The 16,555-nt window shown below is 30.8% G+C and carries 14 protein-coding genes and 1 pseudogene; 10 read left to right on the top strand and 5 right to left on the bottom strand.

Annotated elements, in window-relative coordinates; genetic code table 11:
- Positions 1-86 precede the first annotated feature (86 nt).
- Complete coding sequence (locus HMPREF3247_RS08720; protein ID WP_001124510.1) at positions 87-1,403, bottom strand: CoA-disulfide reductase; 1,317 nt, start codon at positions 1,401-1,403, stop codon at positions 87-89.
- Between the two features lie 51 nt (positions 1,404-1,454).
- The gene (locus HMPREF3247_RS08715) at positions 1,455-2,279 is read right to left on the bottom strand and encodes a Cof-type HAD-IIB family hydrolase (protein WP_001182436.1); all 825 of its coding nucleotides are present in this window, start codon (positions 2,277-2,279) and stop codon (positions 1,455-1,457) included.
- Between the two features lie 113 nt (positions 2,280-2,392).
- Here HMPREF3247_RS08715 and HMPREF3247_RS08710 point away from each other — a divergent pair, with 113 nt between their 5' ends.
- From HMPREF3247_RS08710 to clpB, 3 genes are all read left to right on the top strand, one after another.
- Positions 2,393-2,701, top strand: a complete 309-nt coding sequence (locus tag HMPREF3247_RS08710) for a metal-sulfur cluster assembly factor (RefSeq protein ID WP_000390575.1) — start codon at positions 2,393-2,395, stop codon at positions 2,699-2,701.
- 547 nt (positions 2,702-3,248) lie between these two features.
- Positions 3,249-5,063, top strand: a complete 1,815-nt coding sequence (locus HMPREF3247_RS08705; protein ID WP_001044230.1) for an acyltransferase family protein — start codon at positions 3,249-3,251, stop codon at positions 5,061-5,063.
- Between the two features lie 202 nt (positions 5,064-5,265).
- Positions 5,266-7,875, top strand: a complete 2,610-nt coding sequence (gene clpB, locus HMPREF3247_RS08700) for an ATP-dependent chaperone ClpB (RefSeq protein WP_000353955.1) — start codon at positions 5,266-5,268, stop codon at positions 7,873-7,875.
- Positions 7,876-7,933: 58 nt separating this feature from the next.
- Here clpB and HMPREF3247_RS08695 read toward each other — a convergent pair whose 3' ends face one another.
- The gene (locus tag HMPREF3247_RS08695; protein WP_001047066.1) at positions 7,934-8,803 is read right to left on the bottom strand and encodes a LysR family transcriptional regulator; all 870 of its coding nucleotides are present in this window, start codon (positions 8,801-8,803) and stop codon (positions 7,934-7,936) included.
- 109 nt (positions 8,804-8,912) lie between these two features.
- On the opposite strand from HMPREF3247_RS08695, the pseudogene HMPREF3247_RS08690 reads away from it, so the two are divergent.
- The 5 genes and pseudogenes from HMPREF3247_RS08690 to HMPREF3247_RS08670 all read left to right on the top strand — a co-directional run bounded on the left by HMPREF3247_RS08690 (position 8,913) and on the right by HMPREF3247_RS08670 (position 13,039).
- Positions 8,913-10,059: pseudogene (locus HMPREF3247_RS08690) on the top strand (LeuA family protein).
- Positions 10,043-10,684: an L-threonylcarbamoyladenylate synthase gene (locus HMPREF3247_RS08685; protein ID WP_000404422.1), complete on the top strand. Its 642-nt coding sequence runs from the start codon at positions 10,043-10,045 to the stop codon at positions 10,682-10,684. Before HMPREF3247_RS08690 ends, HMPREF3247_RS08685 begins: the two are co-directional and overlap by 17 nt.
- Complete coding sequence (locus HMPREF3247_RS08680) at positions 10,677-11,795, top strand: MFS transporter (protein WP_001037436.1); 1,119 nt, start codon at positions 10,677-10,679, stop codon at positions 11,793-11,795. Before HMPREF3247_RS08685 ends, HMPREF3247_RS08680 begins: the two co-directional genes overlap by 8 nt.
- On the top strand, positions 11,779-12,294 hold the full coding sequence (locus HMPREF3247_RS08675) for a YbhB/YbcL family Raf kinase inhibitor-like protein (protein ID WP_000695342.1): 516 nt from the start codon (positions 11,779-11,781) through the stop codon (positions 12,292-12,294). Before HMPREF3247_RS08680 ends, HMPREF3247_RS08675 begins: the two co-directional genes overlap by 17 nt.
- Positions 12,295-12,604: 310 nt before the next feature.
- A complete protein-coding gene (locus tag HMPREF3247_RS08670) occupies positions 12,605-13,039 on the top strand; it encodes an MAP domain-containing protein (RefSeq protein ID WP_000769689.1) in 435 nt (144 codons plus the stop codon).
- A 256-nt stretch (positions 13,040-13,295) separates the two neighbouring features.
- Here HMPREF3247_RS08670 and HMPREF3247_RS08665 read toward each other — a convergent pair whose 3' ends face one another.
- Positions 13,296-13,481 (bottom strand): YjzD family protein, encoded by a 186-nt coding sequence (locus tag HMPREF3247_RS08665; RefSeq protein WP_000682089.1) that lies wholly within the window; start codon positions 13,479-13,481, stop codon positions 13,296-13,298.
- Positions 13,482-13,775: 294 nt separating this feature from the next.
- Between HMPREF3247_RS08665 and HMPREF3247_RS08660 the strand changes: the two genes are divergently transcribed.
- Together HMPREF3247_RS08660 and fabF are read left to right on the top strand one after the other, a co-directional pair.
- The gene (locus HMPREF3247_RS08660) at positions 13,776-14,717 is read left to right on the top strand and encodes a beta-ketoacyl-ACP synthase III (protein ID WP_001100526.1); all 942 of its coding nucleotides are present in this window, start codon (positions 13,776-13,778) and stop codon (positions 14,715-14,717) included.
- Between the two features lie 11 nt (positions 14,718-14,728).
- The gene (gene fabF, locus HMPREF3247_RS08655; RefSeq protein WP_000081240.1) at positions 14,729-15,973 is read left to right on the top strand and encodes a beta-ketoacyl-ACP synthase II; all 1,245 of its coding nucleotides are present in this window, start codon (positions 14,729-14,731) and stop codon (positions 15,971-15,973) included.
- A gap of 54 nt (positions 15,974-16,027) precedes the next feature.
- Here the strand turns inward: fabF and HMPREF3247_RS08650 are convergent, their stop codons facing one another.
- Positions 16,028-16,399, bottom strand: coding sequence for a DUF3899 domain-containing protein (locus tag HMPREF3247_RS08650; protein ID WP_000915155.1), 372 nt, complete (start codon positions 16,397-16,399; stop codon positions 16,028-16,030).
- Positions 16,400-16,555: the final 156 nt, after the last annotated feature.

The following is a 16,555-nucleotide window of genomic DNA, read 5'->3' as shown; positions in this document are numbered from 1 at the left end:
TACTGCTGTTTATTAGGGATTTATGTCCCAGCCTTAACATAATTCTAACCTAGACAATTAAGATTAGATTGAATCGCATGATTCATTTATTTAGCTTTGTAACCAATCATATTGATTAAATCTTTAGGGTGGCTATATGGTGGTGCATAAGCCACTTCAAACTCAGTTAACTCATCTACAGTTAGATGGTTCATCATTGCCATCGATAGTACATCAATACGTTTATCTGCACCTTCTTTTCCTACTGCAGCTGCTCTTAAAATCTGACGGTTTGAAGTGTCATAATATACCCTTAAGTGTAAAGGGGAATTTCCTGGGTAATAATTCGCGTGTGCACCTTGAGTGACTTCTACCATTTTATAGTCAAATTGCTTTAGTTCATTTGGTTTAACGCCGACACTCGCAAATGTATAATCAAAGAACTTCACAATATTGTTGCCTAAGAAGCCTTTGAATTCAATAGTGTCATTTCCAGCAATTTGTTCGGCAACAATACTTGCTGCACGGTGAGCGCCCCAAGCTAAAGGAACACTAGCCGGTAGATCGACATGTCGATAATGTGATGTTGCAATATCGCCTATTGCATAAATGTTTGGAACATTTGTTTCAAATTTATCGTTTACCGGTATGAAACCTTTTCGATCAAGTTTGATATTTGAACTTTCGATAAATTTTGAATTGGGGTGAGTACCGACACCTTCAATAATCATATCGTAATGTTCAACTTTTCCTGATTTAAATGTAATTTCATTTCCATTGATAGCATCAATTTCCTCATTTAAACGGTATGGAATCTCCCGCTTATCTAATTCATCAAGTATAGGTTGATTCATGTCAGCATCCATTAATTTATTTATCTTATCAGATCGATGAATTAAAGTAGGGTGTAAACCACGTTCGTAAAGATTTTCAAGAACTTCTAATGAAACATACCCTGCACCTACAACTAATACTTTATCAACTTGATTTGCTTTGATGAATTGATCGATAGCATCAGTGTCTTCTAAATTTCTAAGTGTAAATGTAATATCACTTTCAAAGCCAAGGCTATTTGCACTTGCACCAGGGCTTAAAATGAGTTTATCGTAAGATTCTTCAAATTGTTCGTTGGTCTTTCTATTTAATACAGTTACAGTTTGTCTTTCATCATTGATTGCAATAACTTCATGATAAGTTTTTACTGTAATTTGCTTTCTATCATAAAATTTTTCAGGTGTATACGCTAAAGCATATTTTCTATCTTCAACAACTTCGCCAATGACATAAGGCAATGCACAATTAGCAAAGCTCATATCACGATCTTTTTCAAAAATAATAATGTCACTTTCTTTATCTAAACGTCGAATTTGGCTGGCACATGTTGCACCGCCAGCGACTGCTCCGACTACGACTATTTTGGGCATCGTAACTTACCTCCTATTGTTTTAAAATATTATAAAATGATTAGTTATAAATTAACAGTAATATCTAATATTTAAATTAAAGAAATCATTCAAATATCGACCAATGCCATCTTCATTATTGTTGAATGTAATATTGTTCGCTACATCTTTAAGTTCTTGCAAACCATTTTCCATAGCAACACCATGGCGGGCGTACTCAATCATTTCAATATCATTATCTTCATCACCGAATGCAATAATATTATTTCGGTCAATATTTAAAAATTGTCTAACTTGCTCAATGCCTCTTGCTTTATTAATACCAAGTTTTACAATTTCAATGACAGGGAATGGTGCGCCCCAGCGTCGATGCTCAATATGATCGGCATAAAAATGAGTAAGCATATTTTTGATTTCAGGTATTTTACTTTCTTCGGCTTCAATTAAAATTGAGGTAGGGGATTCTTTCAAGTGGACAAGTAAATTACCAGTTTGAATTCTTGGATTACCCATTGAAAAACCTTCAAATAATCTTGGATCATGATTGTTAATGAAAACATAATCTTTCACTTCTGCTATAATATTCGATACTTGATATTGTTGTAATCCTTGAATAATGTTTTGTGCGATGCCTAAATCTAAAATTTCATGGCAAGTTTTGAAGTTTTTATCTTTAGGGTGATGTACGTAAGCGCCATTAAAATTAACAATTGGTGTCGTTAAATTTAATTCATGATAATACATTTGACTTGCACGATAAGGTCTGCCAGTCGCAATCATAATTTGGTGTCCACGTTGTTGTAATTCATTTAATACTTGTTTAGTATATGATGAAATTTCTTTGTTATCGTTTAATAATGTTCCGTCTAAGTCTAGACATATTAAATGTGGTTGCATATCTCTCTCCTCATAAGTTGCTTAGTTCATATAGATACATCATAGCATTTTATTGGCGTTTTGTCGGATATTTGATATATTATGAATAATATGACATTAAAGAGGTGATATGGATGGAAGAGGCATTGAAAGATAGTATCTTAGGTGCATTAGAAATGGTAATTGACCCTGAATTAGGAATTGATATCGTTAATTTAGGTTTAGTATACAAAGTGAATGTTGATGATGAAGGCGTATGTACAGTTGATATGACTTTAACATCAATGGGATGTCCAATGGGACCTCAAATTATTGATCAAGTTAAAACAGTATTAGCAGAGATTCCTGAAATTCAGGATACTGAAGTGAATATCGTATGGAGTCCACCTTGGACAAAAGATATGATGTCACGTTACGCTAAGATTGCACTTGGTGTGAGCTAACATAAACGTGCATTGCCTGTAGAATTTCTTTTAGAAATTCTCTGTGTTGGGTCCCCGCAGTCAATATAACATTGTAGAGTATAATTCATTGTGAATAAGCTCCCTTCAAAGTAGACATTGAAAAATGAAAATTTTGAAGGGAGCCTTATTTATGTTCTAGGTTCTGATTTCATTTTGAAAATTTATATCTAACTTGTTTCAAAAAATATGAATTAAGACAGTGACTTGCACTTCCAAGAGTGCACAATTCATTTTCTAGTTGAATATTTTCTTGAAAATTTTTATAATAAATTGAATTTATATTACAGTTATATTACAATACATAATACTTCATAGTTTTTAAGTTGCCGAGTTGCATTACAAATTGGATTTCGAAGTAAGAATCATCATTGGTAATTTTTTTAATTTAACAGTATTTTAGTCAATATGATTTTGATGATGTCGTAATTCAATAATATACATATGCATTTCAATATTCTTTTAAACAGCATAACTAAATTTAATTAAGCATCTAAGAAGAACAGTTTTAAAAGGGAAGAATGCAAAAATGAACAAAACAAAGGGTTTTACAAAGTATAAGAAAATGAGATATATGCCAGGGCTCGATGGTTTGAGGGCAATCGCTGTTCTAGGAATTATTATTTACCACTTAAACAAGCAATGGTTGACAGGTGGCTTTTTAGGTGTGGATACATTTTTTGTGATCTCTGGTTATTTAATTACAAGCTTATTACTCAAAGAGTATGATGACACAGGTATCATTAAATTGAAAAGCTTTTGGATACGTCGTTTAAAACGTTTATTACCAGCAGTCATAGTTTTATTAATGGTTGTAGGGACAGCAACCTTATTATTAAAATCAGATAATATCATTAGGGTTAAACATGATATTATTGCTGCGATATTTTATGTATCAAACTGGTGGTATATAGCAAAAGATGTTAATTATTTTGAGCAATTTTCATTTATGCCATTAAAGCATTTATGGTCTTTAGCAATTGAAGAACAGTTTTACATATTTTTCCCAGTTATTTTGGTTACATTATTGTTAACAATTAAAAAGCGATACAAAATAGGATTTATTTTTTGGGGAGTATCAATAATTTCTTTAGGGTTAATGATGTTTATCTACAGTATTAATGGGGATCATTCACGAGTGTATTTTGGTACAGATACTAGATTACAGACATTGTTACTGGGTGTTATTTTAGCTTTTTTATGGCCACCGTTTAAATTGAAAAATGATCCACCTAAAGTTGTAAAATATGTTATTGATAGCATAGGTAGTTTATCATTTATAGTACTTATATTATTATTTTTCATTATTAATGATGAGACGAATTGGATATATGATGGTGGTTTCTATTTAATATCCATATTAACGTTATTTATTATTGCCAGTGTCGTTCATCCATCTACATGGATAGCGAAGATATTTTCAAATCCAGTGTTAGTATTTATCGGGAAAAGGTCTTATAGTTTATATTTATGGCATTTTGCAGTAATTAGTTTCGTACATAGTTACTATGTAGATGGACAGATACCTGTATATGTGTACTTTATAGATATAAGTTTAACAATTATATTTGCAGAGCTATCATATCGCTTTATAGAAACTCCATTTAGAAAAGAAGGTATTAAAGCTTTAAATTGGCGACCTTCTTATATACCACAATTTATAAGAATGGCAATTGTAGTAACCTTGTTAATTCCATTTATGTTGATTTTAGTAGGTGCATTCAATAAATATGGTAAAGACATTATTGGAGAAAAAGCGAATAGCTTTGATACCACTATTGAAGATAATTATTTAATGCGGATAGCACCAATTGATAACATTCACATTGATGGCTTAGTAAGTGAGAAGAAAAAGGAATCTTCCGACGTATATAATAATATTAAACCTCTTTTAATCGGTGATTCAGTAATGGTTGATATCGGTGAGTCATTTAAGTCATCAGTTCCTAAGTCTAGAATTGATGGAAAAGTAGGGCGTCAATTGTATCAAACCTTACCTTTAGTTAAAGCGAATTATTCACAATATAAAAAATCATCTGATCAAGTCGTATTAGAATTAGGTACAAATGGCGACTTTACTGTCAAACAGCTCGACGATTTACTTAATCAATTTGGAAAAGCCAAGATTTATTTAGTTAATACACGTGTTCCAAGAATTTATGAGGCAAATGTAAATCGATTATTAGCTGACGCGGCGAAACGAAAGTCCAATGTCACATTAATTGATTGGAATAAGCGATCACAAGGACATAGTGAATATTTTGCACCAGACGGTGTACATTTAGAGTACAAAGGAGTCCTAGCTTTAAAAGATGAAATATTAAAAGCACTTAAAAAGAAATAACATATGTTTAATAAGTCTAGTTAATGTGTAACGTAACATTAGCTAGATTTTTTTATTCAAAAAAATATTTACAAATATTAGGAAATTTAAGTGTAAAAGAGTTGATAAATGATTATATTGGGACTATAATATAATTAAGGTCAAAGAAAGTCAAAGTCAAAAGTGCAACTTGACCAACTCTACAAATTAGAGGTGAAATTATATGGATATAAATAAAATGACATATGCTGTTCAAAGTGCTTTACAACAAGCAGTTGAACTGAGTCAGCAACATAAATTACAAAATATAGAAATTGAGGCAATTTTAAGCGCTGCCTTAAATGAAAGTGAAAGCTTATATAAAAGTATTTTAGAACGAGCAAATATTGAGGTAGATCAATTAAACAAAGCTTATGAAGACAAACTAAACACGTATGCATCTGTAGAAGGTGACAATATACAATATGGTCAATATATTAGCCAACAAGCAAACCAATTGATAACTAAGGCTGAATCATACATGAAAGAATATGAAGATGAATATATTTCAATGGAGCATATTTTACGTTCGGCAATGGACATTGATCAAACAACAAAACATTATATAAATAATAAAGTAGAAGTTATCAAAGAAATTATTAAAAAAGTAAGAGGGGGAAATCACGTGACATCACAAAATCCAGAAGTTAATTACGAAGCATTAGCTAAATATGGCCGCGACTTAGTAGAAGAAGTTAGACAAGGTAAAATGGATCCTGTTATAGGAAGAGATGAAGAAATTCGAAATACGATTCGTATTTTAAGTCGTAAAACTAAAAACAACCCTGTGCTCATTGGTGAACCAGGTGTTGGTAAAACTGCAATTGTTGAAGGATTAGCGCAACGTATAGTTAAGAAAGATGTGCCAGAATCATTATTAGATAAAACTGTTTTTGAGTTAGATTTAAGCGCATTAGTAGCGGGCGCTAAATATCGTGGTGAATTTGAAGAGAGATTAAAAGCAGTCCTAAAAGAAGTTAAAGAGTCTGATGGTAGAATTATATTATTTATTGATGAAATCCATATGCTTGTAGGTGCTGGTAAAACAGATGGTGCCATGGATGCAGGCAACATGCTAAAACCAATGTTAGCACGAGGAGAGTTACATTGTATTGGTGCAACAACTTTAAATGAATATCGAGAATATATTGAAAAAGATTCGGCATTAGAGCGTCGTTTCCAAAAAGTAGCAGTTAGTGAGCCTGATGTTGAAGATACAATTTCAATTTTACGTGGTTTAAAAGAACGATATGAAGTGTATCATGGTGTGCGTATTCAAGATAGAGCCTTAGTTGCTGCCGCTGAATTGTCTGATCGTTACATCACTGATCGTTTTTTACCAGATAAAGCGATTGATTTAGTTGACCAAGCATGTGCAACAATTCGTACGGAAATGGGATCAAATCCAACTGAATTGGATCAAGTTAATAGACGTGTCATGCAATTAGAAATTGAAGAAAGCGCACTTAAAAATGAATCTGACAATGCGAGCAAACAGAGATTACAAGAACTACAAGAAGAGCTTGCCAATGAAAAAGAGAAACAAGCAGCACTTCAATCTCGTGTAGAATCAGAAAAAGAAAAAATAGCAAATTTACAAGAAAAACGTGCGCAACTAGATGAAAGTAGACAAGCGTTGGAAGATGCACAAACAAATAACAATTTAGAAAAAGCTGCTGAACTACAATATGGAACAATTCCTCAATTGGAAAAAGAACTTAGAGAATTAGAGGATAATTTCCAAGATGAGCAAGGTGAAGATACAGATCGAATGATTCGTGAAGTTGTAACAGACGAAGAAATTGGCGATATTGTCAGCCAATGGACAGGCATACCAGTTTCAAAATTAGTTGAAACAGAACGTGAAAAATTACTTCACTTAAGTGACATCTTGCATAAACGTGTTGTAGGTCAAGATAAAGCGGTTGACCTGGTTTCAGATGCAGTAGTTAGAGCAAGAGCAGGTATTAAAGATCCAAACAGACCTATTGGTAGTTTCTTATTCCTAGGTCCAACTGGAGTAGGTAAAACTGAATTAGCTAAATCATTAGCTGCATCATTATTTGATTCTGAAAAACATATGATTCGTATTGATATGAGTGAATATATGGAAAAACATGCAGTATCAAGATTGATAGGGGCACCTCCAGGATATATTGGACATGATGAAGGGGGTCAATTAACTGAAGCGGTTCGTCGTAATCCATACTCAGTTATTTTATTAGATGAGGTTGAAAAAGCGCATACTGACGTCTTTAATGTATTATTGCAAATTTTAGATGAAGGCCGTTTAACTGATTCTAAAGGACGCAGCGTTGATTTTAAAAATACTATTATTATTATGACAAGTAATATTGGATCTCAAGTTTTATTAGAAAACGTAAAAGAGACTGGTGAAATTACAGAATCAACAGAAAAAGCTGTTATGACAAGTTTAAATGCATATTTCAAACCAGAAATTTTGAATCGTATGGATGATATCGTATTATTTAAACCATTATCTATTGATGACATGAGTATGATTGTAGATAAAATCTTAACGCAATTAAATATAAGATTATTAGAACAACGAATCTCAATTGAAGTTTCTGATGATGCTAAAGCTTGGCTAGGTCAAGAAGCTTATGAACCTCAATACGGTGCAAGACCATTAAAACGTTTTGTACAACGCCAAATTGAAACACCATTAGCACGTATGATGATTAAAGAGGGATTCCCAGAAGGTACAACGATTAAAGTTAATTTAAATTCAGACAATAACTTAACGTTTAATGTTGAAAAAATTCATGAATAAAATTGAACCAAGAATGTGATGATTAATCGCATTCTTGGTTTTTTAGATTTGAAATTTATTATAATTGTTCATTGGCAATATACTTTTTAAATGATTTAATAAACACCAATATTTCTGGGCTTTCTTTTTTGCTGTATATATATGTAAATGAAATAGGTGCTTGTAAAATTTTCGTGTTAATAACCGAAATATTGTAATCACTATTTGTTGTTATATAAAGAGGCAGGAATGATATACCTTGATTCATTTCGATTAATTTAATTGAAGTATGCACATCATTGATAGATAGAAATTGTGCTTTTTCATAAATATTTAAAATATTATTTTTAAGTGATGACCAATATTCTGGATGGTTATCACTTATTATTTTGTATTTTTCAAATAAAGATGCCTCAGTTAGAAGATGATTATTCTCTTTATTGGGAGCAATCAATACAATTTTACCTTCGCATACTTTTTCAGAATGAACTTCTCTTAGTTTAGGTTGATTTCTGCTAATCCCGATGTCATACGTATGATTATTAATATCTTTTTCAATATTTTCATTTTTGACATGAAGAGAAACATCGATAAAAGGATGCTCGTTAAAGAAAGATTTTAAAAATTTGGGCATAATGAATGTCGCGATATATGAAGACACGACAACATTTAATTTCGATTGAAACATCGTTTTTTTAAGTTGGATATGTTTGATGCCACTTTCATATTGTTCAATAAAACTTTGCGCAATTGGAAGAAATGTATGACCATCTTCAGTCAAGATAATTTGATTTTTATAAGTTTCAAATAGTTTCACATTGAGATGCTGTTCTAAATTTTTAATTTGCTTATGTATAGAAGGTATAGTGAGATTAATTTCTTCACTAGCTAATCGATAGTTTAACGTCTTCGCTAAAATGACAAATGTATAGTACCAATCTAAATTCATGAACTTACCTCTTTCAAAAAAGTTAATAATTCATTAGATAATATTTAATTTTTATTGCATAAAAATAATATTAATATTATATCAGAGGTTATCGAGGGGGTGAAGTAATATGATTCGAATTCAAGATAATACAATAAGGGATGGTATGCAACAAAGTAATGTTCGAAAAAGTCTAATTATAAAAAAAGAAGTATTGAAACAAATTAACAAGTTAAATATAAATTCTGTTGAAGTAGGCATGTGTACAACTATCGAGGATGAATTTAATATTCATCAATTCAGAGACATTTTAAGTCCTGAAAAAGAATTAGTAGTATTGACTAGGCTTAATGAAAAAGAAATAAAAAAAATAGTCAAATTAAAAATTCATAATTTAGTGGTAAAAATACTATTGCCAATATCTGACTTGCATATAAAAGAAAAGCTTAATTTTTCAAATAAATATTATATTCAGAAAATCAAAGACTGCTTGGATATATTAAAGAAAGATAAAAAAAGGAGTAGATATTTGTTTTGAAGATGCAACAAGGACTTCTAGAGAAAAATTGAAGGAATACATGGAAATTATTTCAAAATATCAAGTTAGAACAGTTACCTTTGCGGACACTGTAGGATGTTCGACACCATTAGAATACGGAGATATTTTTAATTACTTTGTAAAAAAATATTCTAACATAATTTTTTCTGCTCATTGTCATAACGATCTAGGGTTGGCTACTGCAAATACATTAGCTGCAATTTTAAATGGTGCGAAACAAATAGAAACTACATTTTTGGGAATTGGTGAGAGAGCGGCTAATGCTCCTATTGAGGAAATAATTACTATTTTGACAAAAAAACAAATAAAAAGTACGGAATTCACTTTACCCGACGTATATAAAACTAGTATTAATATTTCTAAAATTCTCGATTTTCAAATATCAGAAAACAAACCTATAATTGGTGAAAATATATTTAAACATGAATCAGGAATTCATCAAGATGGTACTAAAAAAAATATAAATATGTATCAATATTTAGTTCCTAGTGATTTAGGATTGAAAAATTCACAAGTTGTTCAGTTTCCAATAAGTAATATTTCTAGTAAGAAAATCTTGCACAATAAATTTAAATCAATAGTTAACACTGAAGAAATTGATGAAAATATTTCTTTCTATAAACTTGTGAACAAGTTTTCACCTGAAGTAGCACCTGAAGATACAGTGGATTTACTTCAGATAATAAAAAGGAGGAGTAAAGATGGAAATTTTAAATGATTCTGTAAAAAGTTTTGAAAAACTTTATTTACAATTACAAGATGGTTTTCCAGTGATTGTTCCTACTGATACTAATTATAATTTATGTAGTTTACCTAACAACGATCTTTGTATCGATAAAATATTTGAATATAAAAAGCGATCGAAAGATAAGCCATTATCATTATTTATTGATAAGCCAGAGGATTGGAAATTGTATGGAGATAATCAAAATACGGAAATAGTTGATAAACTAGTTGAAATATTTTGGCCTGGACCATTAAATATTATTTTAAAAAATAAAACAAGCTATAATTATATGCTCAATAATTCAGATAGTATAGCTATAGGATGTGTACAAAATAAAACGATGAGAAGATTTATTTCATATATTAATTCACCTATAGCAATTACTTCAGCAAATATATCTGGAACTGCCGATGATATTTTAATAACTGAAAATGAAGCAATTAAGCACATGGGCGAAAATGTAAGATATATGCTAAGAAGTCAAAATAAAACTAACTATAAAACATCTAGTACGATTATTAAAGTGACAGATAATAAAATTGAATTATTAAGAGAAGGAGATATAAAGTTTGAAGAAATAAAAGAAAGACTAGGTACAGGTATTATTTATGAATAAGTTAATACTTGGGATTTATTTATACCGAATTTTTTCACGAGCATACTTTTATTTACCGTTTTTATTAATTTACTTTTTGATTCAAGGTTATTCCATAATACAATTAGAAATATTAATGGCGTCTTATGGCATTGCAGCATTTTTATTCTCTCTATACAAAGAGAAGTGTTTTAAAATTTGTAACTTAAAAGATTCTAATAAATTAGTTGTTAGTGAAATATTCAAAATCATCGGTTTATTGTTGTTATTATATCAAAATCAATATTTAATTTTAGTAGTGGCACAAATATTATTAGGGTTAAGTTACTCAATGATGGCGGGTGTTGATACCGCAATAATTAAAAGAAATATAACAAATGAGAAATACGTACAAAATAAGTCAAATAGCTATATGTTCCTATCATTATTAATTTCAGGGATTATAGGTAGTTATCTTTATGGAATAAATATTAAATGGCCTATAATAATGACTGGTATATTTTCAATTCTAACAATTATAATTATTCGATGCACATTAGTTGAAAATAGGGAATTAAATTTAATAGGAGAAACAAAGGGAAAGATAAAGAAATTTCTACCAGAAGAGAAGTTTTGGATATTGCATTATTCTTTTTTAAGAGCGTTAATATTAGGATTTTTTATAGGATTTATTCCAATTAATATATATAATGATTTAAAACTGAATAATTTACAATTTATTTCAGTATTAACTTGTTACACAGTTATGGGTTTTGTATCTTCACGTTATTTAACTAAATACTTGAATTATAAGTTTGTGTCAGAAATTTGTTTAGTAATATTTTTAATAATATATACATATCAAAGTTTCATAGCAGTTACTATTTCTATGATATTTTTAGGTATTTCTTCAGGGTTAACTCGTCCACAAACTATAAATAAACTTTCTAGCAGTAGTAACTTAAGAGTGATGCTTAATTATGCAGAAACGTTATATTTTATTTTTAATATCGCATTTTTACTTATGGGTGGTTACTTATATACAATAGGAACTATTCAATACTTAATATTATTTATTTCGTTATTAATTTTTATATATTTAATAATAATATTTTATTTTACAAGGAGAGAGCAACATGAAAATAAAAACTGAATTTAAAGGGAACAATATACCATATGAATACGCAGCAGGTGCAGATGTGAGTGATTCTATTAACGGGAATCCAATTAAGTCATTTCCATTTGAAGTAATTGAATTACCGGAAGGGACTAAATATCTTGCTTGGTCTTTAATTGACTATGATGCAATTCCTGTGTGTGGCTTTGCATGGATTCATTGGAGTGTTGCTAATGTAAGTGTTAGTGGCAATTCAATTTCTATAAAAGCAGATTTATCAAGAACAAAGGGTGACTATGTACAAGGTAAAAATAGCTTTACTAGTGGGTTATTGGCTGAAGATTTTTCAGAAATAGAAAATCACTATGTAGGACCTACACCACCTGATCAAGATCATCAATATGAATTAACAGTTTATGCGTTAGATCATTCTTTAAATTTGAAGAATGGGTTCTACTTGAATGAATTTTTAAAAGAAGTAAATCAACATAAAATTGATCAAACAAGTATTAACCTTATAGGAAGAAAAATTTAATACTAAATATCTCATCAATATAAAAATGTTCAATTAAAAGTACAAAGAAACAAAGGTTTTAATTTATATATTAGGTACGGCGTTCGCTATAATGCAAAGAAGTAATTAAATTTAAGAAATGTAAACTTAGTTATTGTAATGTGAATTTATTTGAAAAAATAGAAAGTATTAACAATTATAGCTTTTACATTAATTAAAATTTATTTTTAAAAACAAGTAAACAATTTACATACTTATAATTTTTGAAACTTTTCAATTTGTGTTATATTGATTTTGTAAGATACTTTAACTCACAAAGGAGAGAGATTATATGAAATTAAAATCATTTATAACTGTAACTTTGGCACTGGGCATGATCGCAACGACTGGCGCTACTGTGGCAGGTAATGAGGTATCTGCAGCAGAAAAGGACAAACTACCGGCAACTCAAAAAGCTAAAGAAATGCAAAATGTTCCATATACAATTGCAGTAGATGGCATTATGGCTTTCAATCAATCTTACTTAAATTTACCAAAAGATAGCCAATTATCATATTTAGATTTAGGAAATAAAGTTAAAGCTTTATTATATGATGAACGCGGTGTAACACCTGAGAAGATTCGAAATGCAAAATCTGCCGTTTACACGATTACTTGGAAAGATGGCAGTAAAAAAGAAGTGGATTTAAAGAAAGATAGTTATACAGCAAACTTGTTTGATTCAAATTCAATTAAACAAATTGATATTAATGTAAAAACTAAATAAACACTTAAAATTATCAAATTCATCATGAAGCATTTAATTTTACAGTGATGATTATAAAATAATTGCCTTGATACAAAGATTACTCGTAAATGACATCTTTGTATTAAGGCTTTTTCTAAATTTAAAAGTGATGGGTTAGAGGTCATTGAGCTTTAAAATATTCAAAATACAAAACATTAATGGCCAAAAATAAAAGCCGCCTTTATCTGGGCAGCTTCAATAATAAGAAAGACATATTTCATTTTATACTAAATAGTTATTGTGATGAATCTTTCGGCGGTTTAATTACTGCAGCAAAAATTGCTGTGAAAATCGTGAACAATACTGCCATGATAATTGGATTCACTACATTTAAGCTGTCTCCACCTACTAGGCTATTAAGTACAAAGTTAACCATTTGCATTAATAATAATGCCCAAAAGAATGTTACGAGGTGTTTCATGTCATTCTACCTCCACTTTAATTATATATATTTTATTTTAAGTGAAAGTTAGAAATTTGTATAGTAACATCTCATATATTTTGACCATATTATACAGTTTAAATAAATGATTTTATCTGAATGGCTATTCTAATTTAAGCGCATTAAAACCAATTTCATACTGAAATTTGACGATAATAAAGCATTAAAATTTTATTAACTAGTCAATATTCCTACCTCTGACTTGAGTTTAAAAAGTAATCTATGTTAAATTAATACCTGGTATTAAAAATTTTATTAAGAAGGTGTTCAACTATGAACGTGGGTATTAAAGGTTTTGGTGCATATGCACCAGAAAAGATTATTGACAATGCCTATTTTGAGCAATTTTTAGATACATCTGATGAATGGATTTCTAAGATGACTGGAATTAAAGAAAGACATTGGGCAGATGACGATCAAGATACTTCAGATTTAGCATATGAAGCAAGTGTAAAAGCAATCGCTGACGCTGGTATTCAGCCCGAAGATATAGATATGATAATTGTTGCCACAGCAACTGGAGATATGCCATTTCCAACTGTCGCAAATATGTTGCAAGAACGTTTAGGGACGGGCAAAGTTGCCTCTATGGATCAACTTGCAGCATGTTCTGGATTTATGTATTCAATGATTACAGCTAAACAATATGTTCAATCTGGAGATTATCATAATATTTTAGTTGTCGGTGCAGATAAATTATCTAAAATAACAGATTTAACTGACCGTTCTACTGCAGTTCTATTTGGAGATGGTGCAGGTGCGGTTATCATCGGTGAAGTTTCAGAAGGCAGAGGTATTATAAGTTATGAAATGGGTTCTGATGGCACTGGTGGTAAACATTTATATTTAGATAAAGATACTGGTAAACTGAAAATGAATGGTCGAGAAGTATTTAAATTTGCTGTTAGAATTATGGGTGATGCATCAACACGTGTAGTTGAAAAAGCGAATTTAACATCAGATGATATAGATTTATTTATTCCTCATCAAGCTAATATTAGAATTATGGAATCAGCTAGAGAACGCTTAGGTATTTCAAAAGACAAAATGAGTGTTTCTGTAAATAAATATGGAAATACTTCAGCTGCGTCAATACCTTTAAGTATCGATCAAGAATTAAAAAATGGTAAACTCAAAGATGATGATACAATTGTTCTTGTCGGATTCGGTGGCGGCCTAACTTGGGGCGCAATGACAATAAAATGGGGAAAATAGGAGGATAACGAATGAGTCAAAATAAAAGAGTAGTTATTACAGGTATGGGAGCCCTTTCTCCAATCGGTAATGATGTCAAAACAACATGGGAGAATGCTCTAAAAGGCGTAAATGGTATCGATAAAATTACACGTATCGATACTGAACCTTATAGCGTTCACTTAGCAGGAGAACTTAAAAACTTTAATATTGAAGATCATATCGACAAAAAAGAAGCGCGTCGTATGGATAGATTTACTCAATATGCAATTGTAGCAGCTAGAGAGGCTGTTAAAGATGCGCAATTAGATATCAATGAAAATACTGCAGATCGAATCGGTGTATGGATTGGTTCTGGTATCGGTGGTATGGAAACATTTGAAATTGCACATAAACAATTAATGGATAAAGGCCCAAGACGTGTGAGTCCATTTTTCGTACCAATGTTAATTCCTGATATGGCAACTGGGCAAGTATCAATTGACTTAGGTGCAAAAGGACCAAATGGTGCAACAGTTACAGCATGTGCAACAGGTACAAATTCAATCGGAGAAGCATTTAAAATTGTGCAACGCGGTGATGCAGATGCAATGATTACTGGTGGTACAGAAGCACCAATTACTCATATGGCAATTGCAGGTTTCAGTGCAAGTCGAGCGCTTTCTACAAATGATGACATTGAAACAGCATGTCGTCCATTCCAAGAAGGTAGAGACGGTTTTGTTATGGGTGAAGGTGCTGGTATTTTAGTAATCGAATCTTTAGAATCAGCACAAGCTCGAGGTGCCAATATTTATGCTGAGATAGTTGGCTATGGTACTACAGGTGATGCTTATCATATTACAGCGCCAGCTCCAGAAGGTGAAGGCGGTTCTAGAGCAATGCAAGCAGCTATGGATGATGCTGGTATTGAACCTAAAGATGTACAATACTTAAATGCCCATGGTACAAGTACTCCTGTTGGTGACTTAAATGAAGTTAAAGCTATTAAAAATACATTTGGTGAAGCAGCTAAACACTTAAAAGTTAGCTCAACAAAATCAATGACTGGTCACTTACTTGGTGCAACAGGTGGAATTGAAGCAATCTTCTCAGCGCTTTCAATTAAAGACTCTAAAGTCGCACCGACAATTCATGCGGTAACACCAGATCCAGAATGTGATTTGGATATTGTTCCAAATGAAGCGCAAGACCTTGATATTACTTATGCAATGAGTAATAGCTTAGGATTCGGTGGACATAACGCAGTATTAGTATTCAAGAAATTTGAAGCATAACTATAAAAATCTTCAGTAACGTTGTTTTAGTTACTGAAGATTTTTTCAGTTTCTTTATACTAAGATGAGCGACAGCACAATCGTCATAATAAAATATAAAATATTTATTAATAATAAGGGGATTATCCATGTAGAAACAAAGTAATGCTCTTTTTTTACCTCTTGTGGGTTGAAAAATGGATCATCAGAGATAGACTTCTTCTTTTTCGAAGATGACATTTGATACTTTAATCTTCTAAAACCATAACTTGTCGCATCAAAAATGCCTTCTTGTACAAGTAAAATCAAAAATATGCTAATAAAAATAATTAATGAAACATAAAACAATATATTTAAATATGTAATGATAGTATGGCTATTAAAAAGCCATATAATAAACGTTAATATTGGCGTTATTAGTGCCATTCCAAGCCATTTTTTCAACATTTGATCACTCCCACTTATAGAAAACTCTTACGCATAGTTTACATTAAAATCAGACATTGAGGAATGATTTTTTAATTTCTTCAGCTTTATTGAAATTCTAAAATCAATCATTCTTCATTAGTTTAAAGCAAAAAAATATTGATATATAGTAAATAT

This window comes from Staphylococcus sp. HMSC36A10 (assembly GCF_001838845.1).
GTDB lineage: Bacteria > Bacillota > Bacilli > Staphylococcales > Staphylococcaceae > Staphylococcus > Staphylococcus aureus.
The sequence above is the reverse complement of the archived record's forward strand: the minus strand, read 5'-3'. Positions and strand labels throughout refer to the sequence as shown.

Bases quoted from the DNA above. Each gene is read 5' to 3' on its own strand.
- HMPREF3247_RS08715 (WP_001182436.1), bottom strand. From the start codon at position 2,279: ATGCAACCACATTTAATATGTCTAGACTTAGACGGAACATTATTAAAC.
- HMPREF3247_RS08660 (WP_001100526.1), top strand. From the start codon at position 13,776: ATGAACGTGGGTATTAAAGGTTTTGGTGCATATGCACCAGAAAAGATT.
- fabF (WP_000081240.1), top strand. From the start codon at position 14,729: ATGAGTCAAAATAAAAGAGTAGTTATTACAGGTATGGGAGCCCTTTCT.
- HMPREF3247_RS08695 (WP_001047066.1), bottom strand. From the start codon at position 8,803: ATGAATTTAGATTGGTACTATACATTTGTCATTTTAGCGAAGACGTTA.
- HMPREF3247_RS08705 (WP_001044230.1), top strand. From the start codon at position 3,249: ATGAACAAAACAAAGGGTTTTACAAAGTATAAGAAAATGAGATATATG.
- HMPREF3247_RS08720 (WP_001124510.1), bottom strand. From the start codon at position 1,403: ATGCCCAAAATAGTCGTAGTCGGAGCAGTCGCTGGCGGTGCAACATGT.
- HMPREF3247_RS08710 (WP_000390575.1), top strand. From the start codon at position 2,393: ATGGAAGAGGCATTGAAAGATAGTATCTTAGGTGCATTAGAAATGGTA.
- HMPREF3247_RS08650 (WP_000915155.1), bottom strand. From the start codon at position 16,399: ATGTTGAAAAAATGGCTTGGAATGGCACTAATAACGCCAATATTAACG.
- HMPREF3247_RS08685 (WP_000404422.1), top strand. From the start codon at position 10,043: ATGGAAATTTTAAATGATTCTGTAAAAAGTTTTGAAAAACTTTATTTA.
- HMPREF3247_RS08675 (WP_000695342.1), top strand. From the start codon at position 11,779: ATGAAAATAAAAACTGAATTTAAAGGGAACAATATACCATATGAATAC.
- clpB (WP_000353955.1), top strand. From the start codon at position 5,266: ATGGATATAAATAAAATGACATATGCTGTTCAAAGTGCTTTACAACAA.
- HMPREF3247_RS08680 (WP_001037436.1), top strand. From the start codon at position 10,677: ATGAATAAGTTAATACTTGGGATTTATTTATACCGAATTTTTTCACGA.
- HMPREF3247_RS08670 (WP_000769689.1), top strand. From the start codon at position 12,605: ATGAAATTAAAATCATTTATAACTGTAACTTTGGCACTGGGCATGATC.
- HMPREF3247_RS08665 (WP_000682089.1), bottom strand. From the start codon at position 13,481: ATGAAACACCTCGTAACATTCTTTTGGGCATTATTATTAATGCAAATG.